The organism is Streptomyces umbrinus, from assembly GCF_030817415.1.
GTDB lineage: Bacteria > Actinomycetota > Actinomycetes > Streptomycetales > Streptomycetaceae > Streptomyces > Streptomyces umbrinus_A.
Genome location: NZ_JAUSZI010000002.1, coordinates 7,761,368 through 7,780,132 on the forward strand (window position 1 = coordinate 7,761,368; position 18,765 = coordinate 7,780,132).

The 18,765-nt window shown below is 71.1% G+C and carries 13 protein-coding genes; 12 read left to right on the forward strand and 1 reads right to left on the reverse strand.

Features of this window, described 5'->3' with window-relative positions; translation table 11 throughout:
* Positions 1-13 precede the first annotated feature (13 nt).
* The 7 genes from QF035_RS34305 (at position 14) to obgE (ending at position 10,823) form a co-directional block, all read left to right on the forward strand.
* On the forward strand, positions 14-1,510 hold the full coding sequence (locus tag QF035_RS34305) for a hypothetical protein (protein ID WP_307524451.1): 1,497 nt from the start codon (positions 14-16) through the stop codon (positions 1,508-1,510).
* A gap of 48 nt (positions 1,511-1,558) precedes the next feature.
* The gene (locus tag QF035_RS34310) at positions 1,559-2,377 is read left to right on the forward strand and encodes a TIGR03936 family radical SAM-associated protein (protein ID WP_307524452.1); all 819 of its coding nucleotides are present in this window, start codon (positions 1,559-1,561) and stop codon (positions 2,375-2,377) included.
* Between the two features lie 249 nt (positions 2,378-2,626).
* Entirely contained in the window at positions 2,627-6,808 is a 4,182-nt protein-coding gene (locus tag QF035_RS34315) for an Rne/Rng family ribonuclease (protein ID WP_307524453.1), read from the forward strand.
* A 278-nt stretch (positions 6,809-7,086) separates the two neighbouring features.
* The gene (locus QF035_RS34320; protein WP_307524454.1) at positions 7,087-8,439 is read left to right on the forward strand and encodes a phospholipase D-like domain-containing protein; all 1,353 of its coding nucleotides are present in this window, start codon (positions 7,087-7,089) and stop codon (positions 8,437-8,439) included.
* Between the two features lie 209 nt (positions 8,440-8,648).
* A complete protein-coding gene (rplU, locus tag QF035_RS34325) occupies positions 8,649-8,969 on the forward strand; it encodes a 50S ribosomal protein L21 (RefSeq protein ID WP_006374708.1) in 321 nt (106 codons plus the stop codon).
* A 14-nt stretch (positions 8,970-8,983) separates the two neighbouring features.
* The gene (gene rpmA, locus QF035_RS34330; protein WP_006374707.1) at positions 8,984-9,238 is read left to right on the forward strand and encodes a 50S ribosomal protein L27; all 255 of its coding nucleotides are present in this window, start codon (positions 8,984-8,986) and stop codon (positions 9,236-9,238) included.
* A gap of 148 nt (positions 9,239-9,386) precedes the next feature.
* Complete coding sequence (gene obgE / locus QF035_RS34335) at positions 9,387-10,823, forward strand: GTPase ObgE (RefSeq protein WP_307524456.1); 1,437 nt, start codon at positions 9,387-9,389, stop codon at positions 10,821-10,823.
* A 285-nt stretch (positions 10,824-11,108) separates the two neighbouring features.
* On the opposite strand, the gene QF035_RS34340 is transcribed toward obgE, so the two are convergent.
* On the reverse strand, positions 11,109-13,193 hold the full coding sequence (locus QF035_RS34340) for a hypothetical protein (RefSeq protein ID WP_307524458.1): 2,085 nt from the start codon (positions 13,191-13,193) through the stop codon (positions 11,109-11,111).
* A gap of 370 nt (positions 13,194-13,563) precedes the next feature.
* Between QF035_RS34340 and proB the strand changes: the two genes are divergently transcribed.
* The 5 genes from proB (at position 13,564) to QF035_RS34365 (ending at position 18,596) form a co-directional block, all read left to right on the forward strand.
* Entirely contained in the window at positions 13,564-14,670 is a 1,107-nt protein-coding gene (gene proB, locus QF035_RS34345) for a glutamate 5-kinase (RefSeq protein ID WP_307531640.1), read from the forward strand.
* 139 nt (positions 14,671-14,809) lie between these two features.
* Positions 14,810-15,268 (forward strand): hypothetical protein, encoded by a 459-nt coding sequence (locus tag QF035_RS34350; RefSeq protein ID WP_307531642.1) that lies wholly within the window; start codon positions 14,810-14,812, stop codon positions 15,266-15,268.
* 74 nt (positions 15,269-15,342) lie between these two features.
* Positions 15,343-16,629 carry a glutamate-5-semialdehyde dehydrogenase gene (locus tag QF035_RS34355; RefSeq protein WP_189837874.1) on the forward strand — a complete coding sequence of 429 codons (1,287 nt, stop codon included), beginning with the start codon at positions 15,343-15,345 and terminating at the stop codon, positions 16,627-16,629.
* 231 nt (positions 16,630-16,860) lie between these two features.
* Positions 16,861-17,451, forward strand: a complete 591-nt coding sequence (locus QF035_RS34360) for an SCO2584 family spore wall biosynthesis protein (protein ID WP_443744738.1) — start codon at positions 16,861-16,863, stop codon at positions 17,449-17,451.
* Positions 17,452-17,528: 77 nt separating this feature from the next.
* Entirely contained in the window at positions 17,529-18,596 is a 1,068-nt protein-coding gene (locus QF035_RS34365) for an SCO2583 family membrane protein (RefSeq protein WP_307524461.1), read from the forward strand.
* Positions 18,597-18,765: the final 169 nt, after the last annotated feature.

An 18,765-nucleotide genomic window follows, 5' to 3' on the forward strand; every position in this document is an offset into this window, starting at 1 on the left:
CGTCCTCGTCGACATGGACCTGGAGAAGTCGCCGCAGCCCGAGCCGCGTGAGTCGTCCGTACCACGTGGGACGCCTGTGCCGCGTGCGGCGTCCGTGCAGCCCGTGGCGTCCGCGGCATCCGGCGCGCACGGTGTGCCCGGTGCGCATGGTGTGCCCGCGCGGCGGCAGGACGCCGCTCCCGAGGGCTGCCTCGCCGTCGCGATCCGCATCCCGGTGCGGATCGTGGTGCTGGTGCTGGTCCTGCCGGTACGGATGGTGTGGGACGCGTTTGTCGTCGGTGGGCGTTTCCTCAAGGACACGCTGTTCCGGCCCCTGGGGCGGGCGTTCATGTGGGTGTTCGCGCCCGTGGGCCGGGCCTTCGTGTGGCTGATCGAGGGGATCGCGACCGTCGTCGCGTGGGTGCTGACCGGCTTCGGGTACGCCCTGGCGTGGCTGGGCAAGCTGCTGTTCGTCTGGCCGTGGGTGGGGCTGTGGCGGTACGTGGCCGTGCCGCTGGGGCGCGCCCTGGCCTGGCTCGGGAACGTGCTGCTCGTCGTGCCCGCCGTCTGGCTGTACGGGCGGGTGCTGACGCCCGTCGGACACGGAGTGGTGTGGGCGCTGCGGGGGATCGGGGCCGGGTGCGCCTGGCTGTGGCGGGTGTCGGTCGTCGCTCCCGCCGGCTGGCTGTACCGGGCCCTGCTCGCGCCGACCGGGCGGGGTTTCGCCTGGGCCGCGCTGGGGCTGTGGGGCGCCATCACATGGGTCGGCCGCAGTGTGTGGGCGGGCGTGACATGGGCTTCCCGGGGCCTCTGGGCCGGTGTCGTATGGGTCGCGCGTGGTGTGTGGTCCGGTGTCGTGTGGGTCTCCCGTGGTCTGTGGGCGGGCATGACATGGATCGGCGGGGGTCTGTGGGCCGCCGTGACGTGGACTGGGCGTGGGATCTGGGCGGGGGTGACCTGGATCGCCATGGTCGTCGGGACGCTCCTGCGGTGGATCTTCGTCGTGCCCGCCGTCGCCCTGTGGCGCTGGGTGCTCGCACCCGTCGGGCGGGGCATCGCCGTCGTCGCCCGGGAGATCGGCGAAGCCCTGGGGCACGCGTGGCGCGTCGCCGGATACATCTCCCTGGCCGTCGGACGCTTCCTCGGGCGACTCTTCCGGTGGATCTTCGTGGAGCCGGTGCGATGGGCGTACAGGAGCGTGCTCACCCCCGTCGGACACCTCGTACGGGACGCCGTCTGGCGGCCCGCCGCGGAGGCCGCCCGGAGTGTGGGCCGCACCACCCGGCAGGCCCTGGCGAGCGCCCGTGAGACGGCGCGGCAGACCCGGGCCGACATCCGGCGCATGCTGTTCGGAGCGCCGCGCGAACCCGAGCCGGTCGCCCTGTCCAAGCCCCGGAGCGAGCCCGAGCCGGTGCGCCTGGTCAAGCCCGGCGGCGGGCAGCAGTCCGGGCCGGACCGCTCCCGAGGGGAACCTGTGGGCGCCGAGGCACGTACTCTAGGTAGCAGTACGACCGCTCTCACGAAGGACTGAACGACACTGGGCAAGCGACAGCCCGAAGGCCCGCCGCCCGCACCCGCGGTGCAGCGCATTCGACTGCGCTACACCAAGCGCGGCCGCCTCCGGTTCACCAGCCACCGCGACTTCCAGCGTGCCTTCGAGCGTGCGCTGCGCCGCGCCGAGGTGCCCATGGCGTACTCGGCGGGGTTCACCCCACACCCGAAGGTGTCGTACGCCAATGCCGCACCCACCGGCACGGGCAGTGAGGCCGAGTACCTGGAGATCGCGCTCACCGACGCGCGCGACCCCGAGAAGCTGCGCCTGCTCCTCGACGAGTCGATGCCTGTCGGGCTCGACATCATCGACGCCGTGGAGGCCCGTACGTCGGGTCTGGCCGACCGGCTCACCGCGTCCGTATGGGAGCTGCGCCTCGTCGGCGTGACCCCCGAGGACGCGGAGCGCGCGGTCGACGCCTTCACGTCGGCGGAGACCGTCGAGGTCCAGCGCAAGATGAAGAACGGCATGCGCACCTTCGACGCCCGCGGCGCAGTCGTGAGCCTGGAGGCGCACACAGCACAACCCGAGGCACAGAAGTCACAGTCTGAGACGCACAGTCCACAGCCTGATAGGCCGACCGACCAGCCCTGTGCGATACTGCGGCTGGTTGTTCGGCACGTGACGCCTGCCGTTCGACCTGACGACGTCCTGTCCGGTCTCCGAGCTGTGGCCGACCTGGCGCCGCCGGTCCCCGCAGGGGTGATCAGGCTGGCGCAGGGGCTTTTCGATGAAGAGACCGGCACGGTGACCGACCCGCTCGCGCCCGACCGCGAGGCAGTGGCTGCCGCCTCAGATGCTTTTCCTGGGGACGCGACCGCTGCCGCCGCGAAGGCGCCGGCGTAAGGAAGGTCCCGCGTAAGGACGTACGTCGAAGCGCCGCCCTCGTATCCGGGAGCCACCTGGTTCGGGCAGCGCACCGACCAGAAGACTTTCGCCAGGCCGTACGCACTCATGGCGTACGGAACCGGCGAGACAGGACACAGAGAGCTCCCGTGCGGCGCCCGCGCCCCGGACGGCGGCACCGCGCATCGCGCGAGCCGCGGACGTCACCGGATCCGCGGCGCCCGGGAGCCTGACGGGAGATCCACCCGCATGCTCGAACCGACCGAACCCGCTGAGCCCTCCAAGGGCTCCGAGAACAGCACCCCCAGCGACACCCTGCCGCCGCGCAGGCGTCGTCGCGCCGCGTCCCGCCCCGCGGGACCGCCCGCCGGGAACACCGAGGGCGAGAGCGTGGCCGAGACCACCGCGCCGGCCATACCGGCCGTGAGCTCCACCGATCTCGCGACGGAGGAGCCGGAGGAGACCGAAGAGGCGGCTGTGGCCGCTGAAGCGGTGACCGCCGAGAAGGCCGCCACTGAGACGTCTGTCACCGACGCGCCCGCAGCTGAGGCCGCCGCACCTGCCGTACAGGAGGAGCCCGCGGCCGAGGAGGCTGCTCCGGCGCCGCGTACGCGCCGTCGGGCCACCCGTCGTGCGTCCGCTCCCGCCGGTGCGCCGCAGGCCGCCGAGACGGCGCAGACCGCCGGGCCCGACGAAACCGTGGCGACCGCCGTGAGCGAAGAGGCCGTCGCCGCCGCTCCTGCCGTACAGGCGGAGCCCGAGGCGCCCGCCGCCGAGCCCGTGGCCGAGGAGGCCGCTCCGGCGCCGCGTACGCGCCGTCGGGCCACGCGCCGTGCCACCGCACCCGCCGGTGCGCCGACGGAGAACAGCACCGAGGCCGCCGAGGCCGTCGTGACCACGACCACCGCCCCGGCCGCCGCCGAAGCCGAAGAGGCGCCGGCCGTCGAGGCCGAGGACGCCGCCCCCAAGGGCCGTACCCGCCGCCGGGCCACCCGTCGGGCCACCGCACCGACCGGTGCGCCGCAGGCCGAGGCCGAGACGCCCGTGACGGCGCCCGCCGAGGCCGACGCCGAGCCCGCCCGCCGCGCCACCCCGCCCGAGGCGGAGCGCGCCGAGACCCCCACCGCGACCGAGCCCGTCGAGGCCGATGTCCGCGACGAGCGCAGGGAGGCCCCCGTGGCCGCTGCCAAGAACGACCGGGCCCCCGAGGCCGACACCACCGCCGACGCCGAGGACGGAGCCCCGCGCCGCGCCCGCCGCCGTGCCACGCGCAAGGCCGCCGGAGGCTTCGCCGCACCCGCGCCGGACAAGAGCACGGAGACCGAGAAGGACTCCTCGCGGCGTCCCGCGCGTCCCGCGGTCGCCGTGTTCCAGGCGCCCGTCTTCACCGAGCCGATGTTCCAGACGCCGGAGCGCGCCGCAGCCGCCGCCGCTGCTGCCGAGGCCGCCGAGGAGCCCGGGGCCCCCGAGGACATGGTGGAACCGGTCCAGGAGGCCGCTGCCCCCGTCGCCGAGGAGGAGACTGGCGGCTCGCGCAGGCGCCGGCGCAGGAAGGCCGAGGAGCCCGCCGCCCCCGTGGCGGAGGCCCCCGAGCCCGAGGAGGAGCCCGTCGACGAGGAGTCCGCGGAGGACACCGCCGACGACTCCGCGGAGGGTGATGACGGCGAGGAGACCGGTTCGCGCCGTCGGCGCCGTCGTGGCGGACGTCGTCGCCGCCGGGGCGAGTCCGCCGAGGCGGACGGCGACTCGGCCGAGGGTGACGACTACGCCGCCGAGCAGTCCGAGCAGGCTGCCCAGGACGCCGAGGACACCGCCGAGCAGACCGAAGAGGACGCCGAGGACGAGCGCGAGGAGTCGGGCGGCTCCAGCAGCAGCCGTCGCCGTCGCCGTCGTCGTCGTCGCGCCGGTGACTCGTCCGGCGAGGCCGAGTCGGGCGACAACGACCCCGAGCGCACGGTCGTCAAGGTCCGTGAGCCGCGCAGCAAGAAGGAAGAGCGGTCGGACGCCTCGGACGAGGTGCAGTCCATCAAGGGCTCGACCCGCCTGGAGGCCAAGAAGCAGCGCCGCCGCGAGGGGCGCGAGCAGGGCCGCCGTCGCGTTCCGATCATCACCGAGGCCGAGTTCCTGGCCCGCCGTGAGGCCGTCGAGCGCGTGATGGTCGTCCGCCAGAGCGGCGAGCGCACCCAGATCGGCGTCCTGGAAGACAACGTGCTCGTCGAGCACTACGTCAACAAGGAGCAGGCCACCTCGTACGTCGGCAACGTCTACCTGGGCAAGGTCCAGAACGTGCTGCCGTCGATGGAGGCCGCCTTCATCGACATCGGCAAGGGCCGCAACGCCGTGCTGTACGCCGGTGAGGTCAACTTCGAGGCGCTGGGCATGGCCAACGGCCCCCGCCGCATCGAGAGCGCCCTCAAGTCCGGCCAGTCGGTCCTCGTGCAGGTTACCAAGGACCCGATCGGCCACAAGGGCGCCCGCCTCACCAGCCAGGTGTCCCTCCCCGGCCGCTACCTGGTCTACGTGCCCGAGGGCTCGATGACCGGCATCAGCCGCAAGCTGCCCGACACCGAGCGCGCGCGTCTGAAGACCATCCTCAAGAAGATCGTCCCCGAGGACGCGGGCGTCATCGTGCGCACCGCCGCCGAGGGCGCGAGCGAGGACGAGCTGCGCCGTGACGTCGAGCGGCTGCAGGCGCAGTGGGAGGACATCCAGAAGAAGGCGAAGGGCGGCGGCGGTTCGAACGCGCCGACGCTGCTCTACGGCGAGCCGGACATGACCGTCCGCGTCGTCCGCGACATCTTCAACGAGGACTTCACCAAGGTCATCGTGAGCGGCGACGAGGCGTGGGACACCATCCACGGGTACGTCGCCCATGTCGCGCCCGACCTGGCCGACCGCCTGTCGAGGTGGACCTCCGAGGTCGACGTCTTCGCGACGTACCGGATCGACGAGCAGCTCGCCAAGGCGCTGGACCGCAAGGTCTGGCTGCCGAGCGGTGGTTCGCTGGTCATCGACAAGACCGAAGCGATGATCGTCATCGACGTCAACACCGGTAAGTTCACCGGTCAGGGCGGCAACCTCGAAGAGACGGTCACCAGGAACAACCTGGAGGCGGCCGAGGAGATCGTGCGCCAGCTTCGGCTGCGCGACCTCGGCGGCATCGTCGTCATCGACTTCATCGACATGGTCCTGGAGTCCAACCGCGATCTGGTGCTGCGCCGCCTCCTGGAGTGCCTGGGACGCGACCGTACGAAGCACCAGGTCGCCGAGGTGACCTCGCTGGGCCTCGTCCAGATGACCCGTAAGCGGGTCGGCCAGGGCCTGTTGGAGTCGTTCTCCGAGACCTGTGTCCACTGCAACGGCCGTGGCGTGATCGTGCACATGGAGCAGCCGACCTCCGCCGGAGGCGGCGGCAAGCGCAAGAAGCGCGGCCGTGGCGGCGCCGAGCAGACCCACGACCACGAGCACACGCACGAGACGGAGACGGCCGAGCCCGACGAGACGGCGGCCGAGGTCGCCGCGGAGGCCGCCGAGCCGGTCGCGCTGCCCGAGCCCGAGTTCGTACCGGACGAGGATCTCTACAGCAGTGCCGCCGAGGCGGAGGCCGCGGCCACGCGTGGCCGTTCGCGGCGCCGTGCCGGCCGGCGTGCGTCGGCCCCCGCGGGCGCGCCGAGGTCCGAGAGCCGTCGGTCCGAGCGCCGCTCGGAGGCTCCGACGGCCCAGTCCGTGACGTCGCAGGACGAGGCCGAGCGTCCCGTGCAGCCGGAGCAGGCCGCCACCGCGCAGGCCGAGCCCGTCGCCGCCGAGGACCCGGTGGTCGAGGCCCCCGCGGCCGAGGCCCCTGCCCTCGACGACGCCGCGCCCAAGGGGCGTACGCGCCGTCGGGCGACCCGCAAGGCCACCGCGCCGGCCGGTTCGCCCAAGGCCGCGGAGGAGACCGTGGTGACCGTCACCGAGCCGGTCGCCGCCCCCGTCGAGTCCAAGGCGGAGCCGGTCGCCGAGCCCGAGCCGCAGCCGGAGCCCGCCACGGACAGCGCCGCCCCGCCGCGGGCGCGCCGCCGTGCGGTCCGCAAGGCCACCGCTCCCACCGCGCCCGCGGAGACCGCCGTCATGGTCGTCCCCTCGGCCTCGGCGGAGGCTCCCGCGGAAGCCCGGACGGAGGCCGCCGAGGCGCCTGCCGAGGCCCCCGCGGAGGCGACCGGCGACGGAGAGGCCCCGGCCAAGAAGACGGCCCGTAAGGCGGCCAAGAAGGCGCCCGCGAAGAAGGCCGCCGCGAAGAAGACGACGGCCAAGAAGACGGCCGCCAAGAAGACCGTGGCCAAGAAGACGGCGAAGACCGCCAAGACGGCCACGAAGTCGACGTCGAAGAAGACCGCGGCGGCGGAGCAGCAGACTCCGTCCACCGTCACGGCCTCCACCGACGAGGGCTGAGCACCCGCGTAACCGAAGACGCCCCCTGGCCCGCGGTCCGACTGCGGGCCAGGGGGCGTTCGGCTGCTCGGACGACGCTCCGTCAGGGGAACCGAACTGCCGTGACTTCTGCCCGATTTGGGGCCCCTGACATGTTTTCAGGAGCATCACGGTCATCACAATTACCCCCCGCCTCTTGGAAGGCGATCATCTACCTGTAAAACTCATGCAGTCATAGGCGTGAACACACGGGTGCGCGTTGGGGAGAACGCTCACACGTGTCAGGGGAGGGGATTGCAATGGCGCGCGTGCGCCTGAAGGGCACTGGGCGACACCGTGCCGTAAAGCCGGTCAAGGGCGGGCGCCAGGCCGTCGCGCTGGCGACGGTACTGTCCGCGGCGGGCGGACAGGCCGTCATGTCGGCGGGTACCGCGCAGGCCGTGGACAACCCGGCGTGGACCGAGGGGCCGATCTTCAACGACCCGCTCGGCACGGCCGACGAGCAGACCGCGATCCGTACGAGGCTCATCGAGCTGACGAACGCGGCGCTGCCCGGCTCCACGATCAAGGTCGCGGTCTACCACGTGTGGGAGGCCTCGGTCGTCAACGCGCTCGTGGCGGCCAAGAACCGCGGCGTCGACGTCCAGGTGCTGCTCGACGAGTCCAGCATCAGCGACCGCCCCACCAACACCGCGTACGGCACGCTGGCCTCGGGGCTCGGCACGGACCGTACGCAGAGTTCGTACGTCGCGACCTGCCCGGAGAACAAGTCGTGCCTCGGCGACCCGAGGTTCGGGCAGTCGATCATGCACAACAAGTTCTGGCTGTTCTCGGCGGTCAAGGGCGCCACGAACGTGGTCGTCGAGACCACCTCGAACTCCACGCCGTCGGCGCACACCAAGTTCTTCAACGACGCGCTGCTGCTGCCGAACAACCCGACGATGTACGACGCGTACGCGGACTACTTCGACACGATGGTCGCGCAGGACTGGGAGTCCTGGAACTACCGCACGGTGAGCAACGGCCTCTACAAGGCGTACTTCTTCCCGCGGGCCGGCAACACCCGGGCCACCGACACGGTGTACTCGATCCTCAACAACGTGACCTGCAAGTACAAGGACACCGCGGGGGTCACGCAGTCGACCAAGGTCCGGGTGGCGATCTTCAAGATCACACGGCTGGCCATCGCGGAGAAGCTGGTCTCGCTGAAGAAGGCGGGCTGCTCCGTGAGCATCGTCTACGCGGAGTCGGACAGCGCCAAGAGCAGCGGTGGTACGGCGGGCACGTGGGAGAAGCTGCACACCACCGGCGGTCCGACCGTGCGCTGCTACAACGACGACCGGGACCCGCTGAACCCCGGCCAGAAGCTGTCGACGCCGTACATCATCCACTCCAAGTACATCCTCATCGAGGGCATGTACGACGGCGTGAAGAACAAGGTCAGCTTCACCGGCTCCGGCAACTACACGGGCCCGGCGCTGCGCGAGAACGACGAGTCGATCGTGAAGGTCGACGACGACGCCGTGCACGACATGTACAAGGTCCACTTCGACCGGGTGGCCAAGGCGGCCTACCCGGGCACCGCGGACACCACGGACCTGTGCAAGGGCGTGAAGCCGCTGCCCGACGACGGTGAGAAGCCGACCACGTAGGACCTGGTCAGGTCCTGGTGAGGAGCCGCCCCCGACCCGGTTTGACCCCCAGGTCGGGGCCCCGTAACCTTGACCCTCGGTGTGTTCACTGACGCACCGCATTCCCGTAAACCTCTTCCTCCCGGTGGCTCGCGCCCCGGGAGAGGCCGCCTGCTTTCCTCGGCGGCTGGACTGCGGGGATTCCGATTTCGAGCGAGAGAGAGATCCGCGTGTACGCCATCGTGCGCAGCGGTGGTCGCCAGCACAAGGTTGCTGTCGGCGACATCGTTGAGGTTGACAAGATTTCCACTGCCAAGGTTGGCGACACGGTCGAGCTCTCGACCCTGCTCGTTGTCGACGGCGACGCCGTGACGAGCGACCCGTGGGTCCTCGCCGGCATCAAGGTCCAGGCCGAGATCGTGGATCACCACAAGGGTGTGAAGATCGACATCCTTCGCTACAAGAACAAGACCGGCTACCGCCGTCGTCAGGGCCACCGCCAGCAGTACACGGCGATCAAGGTCACTGAGATCCCCGCGGCTGCGAAGTAAGGGACTGAGGAGAGATGGCACACAAGAAGGGCGCATCGTCCACCCGGAACGGTCGCGACTCCAATGCTCAGCGGCTCGGCGTGAAGCGCTTCGGCGGTCAGGTCGTCAACGCCGGTGAGATCCTGGTCCGCCAGCGCGGCACCCACTTCCACCCCGGCGCGAGCGTCGGCCGCGGCAAGGACGACACGCTGTTCGCCCTCGCCGCCGGTGCGGTGGAGTTCGGTACTCACCGTGGCCGCAAGGTCGTGAACATCGTTCCGGTCGCCTGACCGGATCTTTCGCGAGGCGGACCTCACTTCCCGTACGGGAAGCGGGTCCGCCTTTCGCGTGTTTTAACTGAGTAGTGATCACTGAGCGGCGAATGCCGCCGGGTGATCATCGATGAGAGATTTCCGTACGTAACTGGAGGCACATCCCATGACCACCTTCGTGGACCGCGTCGAGCTGCATGTCGCCGCGGGTAGCGGAGGTCACGGCTGTGCCTCCGTCCACCGTGAGAAGTTCAAGCCGCTCGGCGGCCCGGACGGCGGCAACGGCGGCCGTGGCGGTGACGTGATCCTGGTCGTCGACCAGTCCGTCACCACCCTCCTCGACTACCACCACTCCCCGCACCGCAAGGCCACCAGCGGCAAGCCCGGCGAGGGCGACAACCGCTCCGGCAAGGACGGCCAGGACCTGGTCCTGCCGGTGCCGGACGGCACGGTGATCCAGGACAAGGCGGGGAACGTACTCGCGGACCTGGTGGGCCAGGGCACGACCTACGTCGCCGCACAGGGCGGCCGGGGCGGCCTCGGCAACGCGGCGCTGGCCTCGGCCCGCCGCAAGGCGCCCGGCTTCGCGCTGCTCGGCGTGCCCGGTGACCTCCGGGACATCGTCCTGGAGCTGAAGACCGTCGCGGACGTCGCGCTCGTCGGCTACCCGAGCGCGGGCAAGTCCTCGCTGATCTCGGTCCTGTCGGCCGCCAAGCCGAAGATCGCGGACTACCCGTTCACGACCCTCGTCCCCAACCTCGGTGTGGTGACGGCGGGTTCGACCGTCTACACGATCGCGGACGTGCCGGGACTGATCCCCGGGGCGAGCCAGGGCAAGGGCCTCGGCCTGGAGTTCCTGCGCCATGTGGAGCGCTGCGAGGTGCTCGTCCACGTCCTCGACACGGCGACCCTGGAGTCCGACCGCGACCCGGTCTCCGACCTCGACATCATCGAGGAGGAGCTGAAGCAGTACGGCGGCCTCGGCAACCGGCCGCGTCTCGTCGTCCTCAACAAGATCGACGTGACGGACGGCAAGGACCTGGCCGAGATGGTCCGGCCGGACCTGGAGGCGCGCGGCTACCAGGTCTTCGAAGTCTCGGCGGTGGCCCACACAGGCCTCAAGGAACTCTCCTTCGCCCTCGCCGGCATGGTCGCGGCGGCCCGTGCGGCGAAGCCCGAGGAGGAGGCCACCCGTATCGTCATCCGCCCGAAGGCGGTCGACGACGCCGGCTTCACGGTGGTCCAGGAGGAGGACGGACTCTACCGCGTACGGGGCGAGAAGCCCGAGCGCTGGGTCCGGCAGACCGACTTCAGCAACGACGAGGCCGTCGGCTACCTCGCCGACCGGCTCAACCGCCTCGGTGTGGAGGACGCGCTGATGAAGGCGGGTGCCCGGCACGGTGACGGGGTCGCCATCGGACCCGAGGACAACGCGGTCGTCTTCGACTGGGAGCCGACGGTCATGGCCGGGGCCGAGATGCTCGGTCGCCGGGGTGAGGACCATCGGTTCGAGGCGCCTCGGCCCGCCGTCACTCGGCGGCGCGAGAAGCAGGCGGAGCGGGACGAGGCGGACCAGGAGTTCGACGACTTCGACCCGTTCTAGACCGCAACCGACCAAAACCGGGGGCTCCGCCCCCAGGCCCCCACGGTCTGTGTGTTCACCGCGGGCCGGTGGGGGCCGTTCGCGCAGTTCCCCGTGCCCCTAAAAGCGACAGGTGACCGTTGGCGGGAAGCGGCACGTGACCGCCGACCCCAGCCATCTTCAGGGGCGCGGGGAACTGCGCGACCAGCGCCCACTCACCCGCAGCCGAAAACGTACGCAAGCAAAACAGGAAGAGGGCCCGGAGAAACTCCGGGCCCTCTTCCTATGTGCTCCCCGCGGCAGCGGCTACGCGTTGACGGAGTCGTCCGCCTCGTTCGGGTCCTGCGCAGCCTCCTCGGCCGCGTCCTCCTTGGCGGAGCGCGGGGAGGGGATCTCCGCGGCGAGGCGGGACTCCATGCGGACGCGCCGCTCGTCGGCGAGGGTGCAGAGGTCGTCGATCGCCGCATTGAAGCGGGCCAGCGACGGCGGGTCGGACGGGCCGAGCAGGTGCTCCTTGAGCTCGGCACGGGCCGCCGTGAAGTGGTCCTTCTCCGGGTGGCGGACCGACTCCAGAAGGGCCGGCACACCGCCCGCCTTGGGCGACAGGATGGCGCCCGCGGACACGGTCGGGAAGCCCGCGCGGAACGCCGCCTCGGACATCCCCGAGGTGTTGGCGACCGCGTACGGCTTCTCGCTCGACAGCCAGTCGGAGACGACCGACGAGACATCGCTGATCAGCAGGTCCGCCTGGTTGAAGCAGGCGAAGATGGCCGGCCGCGCGTCCGTGATGATCTGGTGCTCCCACTCCGGGAAGGATGCCCAGTAGGCCTTCTCCCAGGCCAGCGTGGCCTCGACGATGGCCGCCTCACGGTCGCCCCGCGGCGCCCCCTGGAGCAGCATCCGCTCCATCTCGTCCGCGCTCTCGCGGAAGTCGGTGGACGTGAGCTTGTCCAGCTCGGCCGTGCGGCGCGTCAGTTCGGCGGCGGCACCGGCGTCCGGACGGGCGCCCGACCGCAAGGCGCTGGCCTCGCGGATCATCGCCATGATGCGCTGGTTCGCGGCGCCCGCGCGCGGGTCGACGGAACCCGTCATCGGGTGCGGCTTGTAGAGGAGCCGTACGCCCTCGTCGGCGAGCAGCCGCTTCACGATGTTCTCGCCGGCCAGCACCACCGAGGTGTTGCCGGGGTTGCCGTCCCAGCCCTCCCACGTGGGGGCGTACAGCACGGTCGTGTACGTACCCGTGGGCGCCCCGGAGTAGGGGCGGATCGGCGCCAGCTGCGGGCGGCCGACCTCCACGATGTCCTTGTCCTCGACGCCGACCTCGGCCAGCGCGTACCGCTCGCGCGCCGCGGGACCGGCCACCCACACCTCGTCGTACGCCTTCGCGTACGGGTTGCAGGAGGACAGTTTGTCGGACTCGCCGTGGTTGATGAAGGCGTGCTTGACCGTGGGGATGCGCAGGACCTGCGAGGTCTTCGCGGCGTTGGCCGGGTGCAGCATCATCTTCAGCGTCGAGTTCTCCAGCGAGAACATCGTCGAGACCTTGGGGAAGCAGATGACCGGGACGTCCGTGGCGTCGATCTTCTGCACCATGAAGCGCTCACGCAGCACGATCAGCGGCTTCGCGTCGACCGAGGAGAGCGTGGAGAGCCACATGTTCGCCTGGTACGCGGAGGTCGTACCGCCCGAGAAGTACATGGCGACGGTCGGCCGGTAGTCGGCCAGCCACTTGTCCAGCCACTCCATGACCTTCTGCTCGCTCTTGGCGCGCTTCTTCGGCAGCAGCCAGGTGGCGAGGTAGGCCGTGCCGCCACCGATCAGGACGAGCGCGATGCCGACGCCGATGGCGCCCCAGTACGCGTCCGTGGTGGCCGCGGTGACCATCAGGCCGGCCGTGGTCGGGATCGAGAAGGTGAGCAGGCGGTGACCCGGGCGGCGGGCCAGGACACGCGGCGGCGCGGCGCTCAGGTTCAGCGCGGACGCGTCGATGTTGCGGGTGACGATCGGCAGCGTACGAGTGCGGCGGACCACGACCGCGGCGGCCTGGCAGGCGAAGTGCAGGGCGTAGAAGAGGCACAGCGCGACCAGCAGCGGAGCCTGCTCGCGCGTCGGGTTGATGCCCTCGATACGCAGGAGCCCCACCAGGATCAGCATGTCGCGCAGCAACTGCCGGACCGTGACATCGAAGCGGACCTTGCCCAGGAGTGAGAGCAGACCGGGGTCCCGGTACTGCAGGAACACGTCGAGGGCGAGCCCGGCGGCGCTCGCGGCGATGAACACCGGGACGTTCGGGAGCAGAGCGGAGACGATCTGCGCCGTGAAGAGCGCGAACATCGAGAGCAGCGCCGACAGCTGCACGATGCGGCGGGGGGCGAGTCCGGCGGAGGGCACGGAATGGGCTCCTGCGAGGGATGCGACGGATGGGGGGAAACATGGGGGTCGGCCTCGTCATGCCTCGCGAATCCCCGCGATTTCTCGCGGATCCTCGTGCCAGCGGGAAGCCGATCCCTGACCGTATGACTTCGGCGGGCCCCCTAGCAATCTTGCGTGAGATCATTCACCGTATTTCGGGCTAAAAAGACTGGAACCTGTGAGCTGGTTCTCTCGTCTTCCTCACTCGGGTCTCCCGCGGCCCCCGGTCCGTCCGCCACTCGAAACGCGGCGGCGCCGGCCACCCTCGGTCACGTAGATTGCACAGACCGGGCTGGTCGGAACATTGGGGTACAGCGTGTCAGCGGCAATGCAGGCGGTGAGGGCGGGAGTGGCGGAGGCCCGCAGAATCGTCGTCAAGGTGGGCTCCTCGTCCCTGACCACCGCGTCCGGAGGCCTCGACGCCGACCGTGTGGACGCCCTCGTGGACGTCCTCGCCAAGGGCCGCAGCGGCGGTGAGAAGGAGATCGTGCTCGTCTCGTCCGGCGCCATCGCCGCGGGCCTCGCCCCGCTGGGCCTGCGCCGCCGTCCCAAGGACCTCGCCCGCCAGCAGGCCGCCGCCAGCGTCGGCCAGGGCCTCCTGGTCGCCCGCTACACCGCCTCCTGCGCCCGCTACGGCGTCCGCGTCGGCCAGGTGCTGCTCACCTCCGACGACATGAGCCGCCGCGCCCACCACCGCAACGCCTCGCGCACCCTCGACAAGCTCCTCGCGATGGGCGCCCTGCCGGTCGTCAACGAGAACGACACCGTCGCCACGGACGAGATCCGCTTCGGCGACAACGACCGGCTCGCCGCCCTCGTCGCCCACCTCGTCCGCGCCGACCTGCTGGTCCTCCTCTCCGACGTGGACGGGGTGTACGACGGCGACCCCAGCAAGCCGGGCACCTCGCGGATAGCGGAGGTGCGCACCCCGGCCGACCTCGCGCACGTCGACATCGGCAGCGCGGGCAAGGCCGGCGTCGGCACCGGCGGCATGGTCACCAAGGTCGAGGCGGCCCGCATCGCGGCCGCGGCCGGTATCCCCGTCGTGCTGACGAGCGCGGTGCACGCCGCGGACGCCCTCGCGGGCCGGGACACCGGCACGTACTTCCACGCCACGGGCCGCCGCTCCGCCGACCGGCTCCTGTGGCTCCAGCACGCGTCAACCCCGCAGGGCGCCCTCACCCTCGACGACGGGGCCGTGCGCGCGGTCGTCGAGCGGCGTACGTCCCTGCTGCCGGCCGGCATCGCGGGCGTCGAGGGCGACTTCACCGCGGGCGATCCCGTCGAACTGCGCGACAGCGAGGGACGGGCGGTCGCCCGGGGGCTGGTGAACTTCGACGCCAAGGAGATCCCGCAGCTGATCGGCCGCTCCACGCACGAGCTGGCCCGCGAGCTGGGTCCCGCGTACGAACGCGAAGTCGTACACAGGGACGATCTGGTGCTGCTCCACCCGTAAACGGCCGAAAGGAAGGCCCCCGCCGGTGGACGTTCCGTAAAACCGTCACACGGAGGCTTCCCACCTGCTCAACTTTGTTTCAGGGAGACCCCCTCAGTCCGAGCGGACCCATTGCGTAAAGGAGGCCGTCGTGAGACGAGTGCGCCCTGGGGCGGCGGCGTCCCGCGGTGGTGTCGGCTCCCGGGTGGCCGGCGAGGAGCGGGCCCTCACCAGCGTCGCGGCCGGCGACACCTACGAGGTCGAGGAGCCGCAGGACCTGCCGAGGCTCTGGCACGTCACGCTCAGCGTCTCGGGTGCCGAGACCCCGCTGAAGGAGGTCAGGCGCGGTCTTGAACAGCTCGCCCACGACCACCCCTTTCTGCTGACCAGCCGCTATGCCAACGACCACGCGGAGATCCGCTACTGGGAAGAGGCCCGCGACCTGCACGACGCCGCCGCGGTCGCGCTGCGCCTGTGGGGCGAGCACCGCCAGACCGCGAAACTGCCGCCCTGGGAGATCGTCGGCCTGGAGGTCATCGACCGCGAGACCTACCACCAGCGCATCGCCGAGGGATACGGACCGCTGCCGGCGACACCTGTGGGCGTACACCCTTTCTAGGGGCATTCCAGGACCTGTCTCGCGGTGTGGGACAACGGCTGAACACCTCTCGCGGGCGCACTACCCTGCGGGATATGACCACGCTCTCGCCGTACGACTCGATGTCCCCGGTCACCCAGGCCGCCTACCGTGCCAAGGGCGCCGCCGCCGACCTCGCCCCGCTCCCGCGGGCCGAGAAGGACGACGCGTTGCTCGCGATCGCGGACGCGCTGGAGGTCCGTACGAGCGAGATCGTCGAGGCCAACGCCAAGGACGTCGAGCGCGCCCGTGAGGCCGGCACCAGCGAGTCGGTCATCGACCGGCTGACGCTCACCCCCGAGCGGATCCGCGCGATCGCCTCGGACGTACGCGACGTGGTGGCGCTGCCCGACCCGGTCGGCGAGGTCGTCCGCGGCTCGACCCTGCCGAACGGCATCGACCTGCGCCAGGTCCGCGTCCCGCTCGGCGTGGTCGGGATCATCTACGAGGCCCGCCCGAACGTGACCGTCGACGCGGCCGCCCTCTGTCTGAAGTCCGGCAACGCGGTGCTGCTGCGCGGCTCGTCCTCCGCGTACGAGTCCAACACCGCCCTCGTACGGGTCCTGCGCGACGCGGTGGGCGGCTCGGGCCTGCCCGCCGACGCCGTCCAGCTCGTGCCGGGCGAGGGCCGGGAGTCCGTACGGGAGCTGATGCGCGCCCGCGGTCTCGTCGACGTGCTCATCCCGCGCGGTGGTGCCTCCCTGATCCAGACGGTCGTCCAGGAGTCCATCGTCCCGGTCATCGAGACCGGCACCGGCAACTGCCACGTCTACGTCGACGCGCAGGCCGACCTCGACATGGCGATCGACATCCTGATCAACTCCAAGGCGCAGCGGCCCAGCGTCTGCAACGCCGCCGAGACGCTCCTCGTCCACCAGGACATCGCGCCCGAGTTCCTGCCGCGCGCCCTGGACGCCCTCGCGGACGCCGGGGTCACGGTGCACGCCGACGAGCGCGTCCTCGCGTACGCCAAGGACTCCAGGGCCACCGTCGTCGAGGCCACGACCGAGGACTGGGACACCGAGTACCTGTCGTACGACATCGCCGCGGCCGTCGTCGACTCGCTCGACAAGGCCGTGGCGCACATCCGGCTCTGGAGCTCCGGGCACACCGAGGCGATCGTCACCACCTCGCAGCAGGCGGCCCGCCGGTTCACCCAGTTGGTCGACTCCACGACGGTCGCCGTGAACGCGTCCACGCGCTTCACCGACGGCGGCCAGTTCGGCTTCGGCGCCGAGATCGGGATCTCCACGCAGAAGCTGCACGCGCGGGGGCCGATGGGGCTGCCGGAGCTGACGAGCACGAAGTACATCGTCACCGGCGACGGGCACATCCGCCGCTGAGCGGGCCGCCGGCTCCCTGAGGACTCACCGAAGGGGCTCCGGGACGGCTCCCCGGGGCGGCCCCTGGGGCGCGTCCAGGGGTCTCTCCGGGACGTGCCGAGGGGCACTCGGGGAACTCGCCGAGAAATCCCCGCACGGAGTGTTTGGGGCCTCCCACGGAAAGCGTCTCGCCAGGCGGATGAATTTCCTTGCCGTCTGCCCAAATTGACCACCCCGGTCTACTCTGGATCCGTGCCGGAGGACGTGGGGGGCACGCCGTTCCCTGACGGCTGGGAGCCCGACGACGACCGCGACCGCGGGGGTGCGGACGAAGAGTTCGCCTCCGTGGTCTTCGACGAGGCCTTTGTGCGGGCGGCAACGGTTCACGAACCGACCGCGGTAGAGCGCCTCCTGGCCGCTGCCCAGGCGAGAGCCGAGGCCTCCGAGGCCGAAGCCCGCCGGACACACCCCCGGGGGGTACGCGGCGACGACGAGCTCTTCGACGACGGATTCGGACCCGACGGACGTGGCGATTTCGGCCACGACCCGGATCTGGACGACCTCGACGACCGAGACGTCCTGCACGGCGGCTACGGCCATCCTGGGACGTACGGGAAGCAGGCCCGCTGGCACCGTCCCGTCGCCTGGATGCTCGCCCTCGTGATGGGGATCGGCATGGTCGCGCTCGCTTTCACGGCGGTCTACCGGGGAGCTTCCTCGGGCAGCCGGGACCAGGTCCCGCCGCCCGCGTCCACAGGCCTCGAACAGGGAAGCGGAGTGGGTCCCTCGGCCTCGGCCGACTATTCCCAGCCAGCCGTCTCGGCGGTGCCGCGCACGCCGTAGGGCTTCCGTGAGGTCCTGTCAGAACTTGTCGTGTACCAGGGCGTTTACCTGAGGTCCCTGCGACCTACTCTGAATGTATGGGCGGACCTGGAGACCCACCTGAGGGGACCCCCGAGGGTGCTCCTGGTGGTGGCGAGGAAGAGTATCGATCCGTCGTCTTCGACGAGTCGTTCGTCCGTGCTGCCCGCCTCCAGGAGTTCTCCGCGCAGGAGCGGATCGGCGATCATGCCCCGGCCGTCCGCCGCCGCCCGCAGATGCGCCGTGGCCTGTCCCGGCAGGCGCTGATCCTCGTCCTGCTGATCGCCGTGGCCTTCGGCACCGCGATCTACATGGGCGTACGTCATCCGTACCAGACGCCCGCCGCGAAGAACCCCGAGCCGCTGCGGATGACCGTGATACCGCTCGCGCCGCAGAGCGCGGTGCCCGGCTCCACCGACATCGCGTCGCTGTACGCGCACAGCCCGGCCGATCAGTTCCGCATCGGCGCCGAGGGCATCACGCTGCCCGCCTCCCGGCGCACCGCCCACTTCTCCGACAGCCAGGTCGTCACCGCGCTGACCACGGCGAAGGACTACCTCGTCGAGTCCTCGCTCGATCCTGACGTCCTCACCGGCGGCGCCACCCGCTCCGTGCGGATACGGCTCGACCCGCAGCAGCTCGACCAGTTCGACCAGAGCTTCGAGCGGCCCACCGCGGACGGGCGGCACGCGCCCACCGGCTGGCTGGTTCGCTTCGATCCCAACCAGGCGGAGCTGGCCGACAGCAAGATCCGGGTGCAGGGCACGCTGTCGGCCGCCGAGACCGACTCCGACACCCTTGAGGTCAGCGCCGACCACACCTTCGTCTACGCCCTGCGGCCGACCGGCTCGGACGAGAAGGCCAAGGCCTCGCTGTTCACCGTGCGACGCGAGCTGCACTTCCGGTTCGACCGCGACGACCTGCGCATGCACCAGACCGAGCTGGTCGTCTCGTACGTCCAGGCCGGGCCGCTGGCCTGCGCCGAGGACGCGACGAACCATCTGCGGCCGCTGCTCGCGGGCGAGACGGCCAGGGCGGGCGGCCCGGCCGGCACCGACCCGTATGCGACAGGCAGCGCGACGTCGCTGTGCGGGTCACTGGCGGCGAGCGCCCAGCCGAAGCTGTAGTTCGGCCCCTGGGCCTTCTGGCTGCCTGGGCCGCCGCGGGTCCGGACTGACTGGCTGGGCCGCCGCGTCCCGACTGGCTGCCTGAGCCGCCGTGCCCCGAGCCGTGGTTCGGGGCACGAGCCGTGGTTCGGGCCCTGGGCTGTATGGCTCCGGCCCCGCCTTCCGGCTC

Coding starts and splice junctions, on each gene's coding strand:
- QF035_RS34305 (WP_307524451.1), top strand. CDS start 14: ATGGACCTGGAGAAGTCGCCGCAGCCCGAGCCGCGTGAGTCGTCCGTA.
- QF035_RS34315 (WP_307524453.1), top strand. CDS start 2,627: ATGCTCGAACCGACCGAACCCGCTGAGCCCTCCAAGGGCTCCGAGAAC.
- QF035_RS34320 (WP_307524454.1), top strand. CDS start 7,087: ATGGCGCGCGTGCGCCTGAAGGGCACTGGGCGACACCGTGCCGTAAAG.
- rpmA (WP_006374707.1), top strand. CDS start 8,984: ATGGCACACAAGAAGGGCGCATCGTCCACCCGGAACGGTCGCGACTCC.
- obgE (WP_307524456.1), top strand. CDS start 9,387: ATGACCACCTTCGTGGACCGCGTCGAGCTGCATGTCGCCGCGGGTAGC.
- QF035_RS34355 (WP_189837874.1), top strand. CDS start 15,343: ATGACCACGCTCTCGCCGTACGACTCGATGTCCCCGGTCACCCAGGCC.
- QF035_RS34365 (WP_307524461.1), top strand. CDS start 17,529: ATGGGCGGACCTGGAGACCCACCTGAGGGGACCCCCGAGGGTGCTCCT.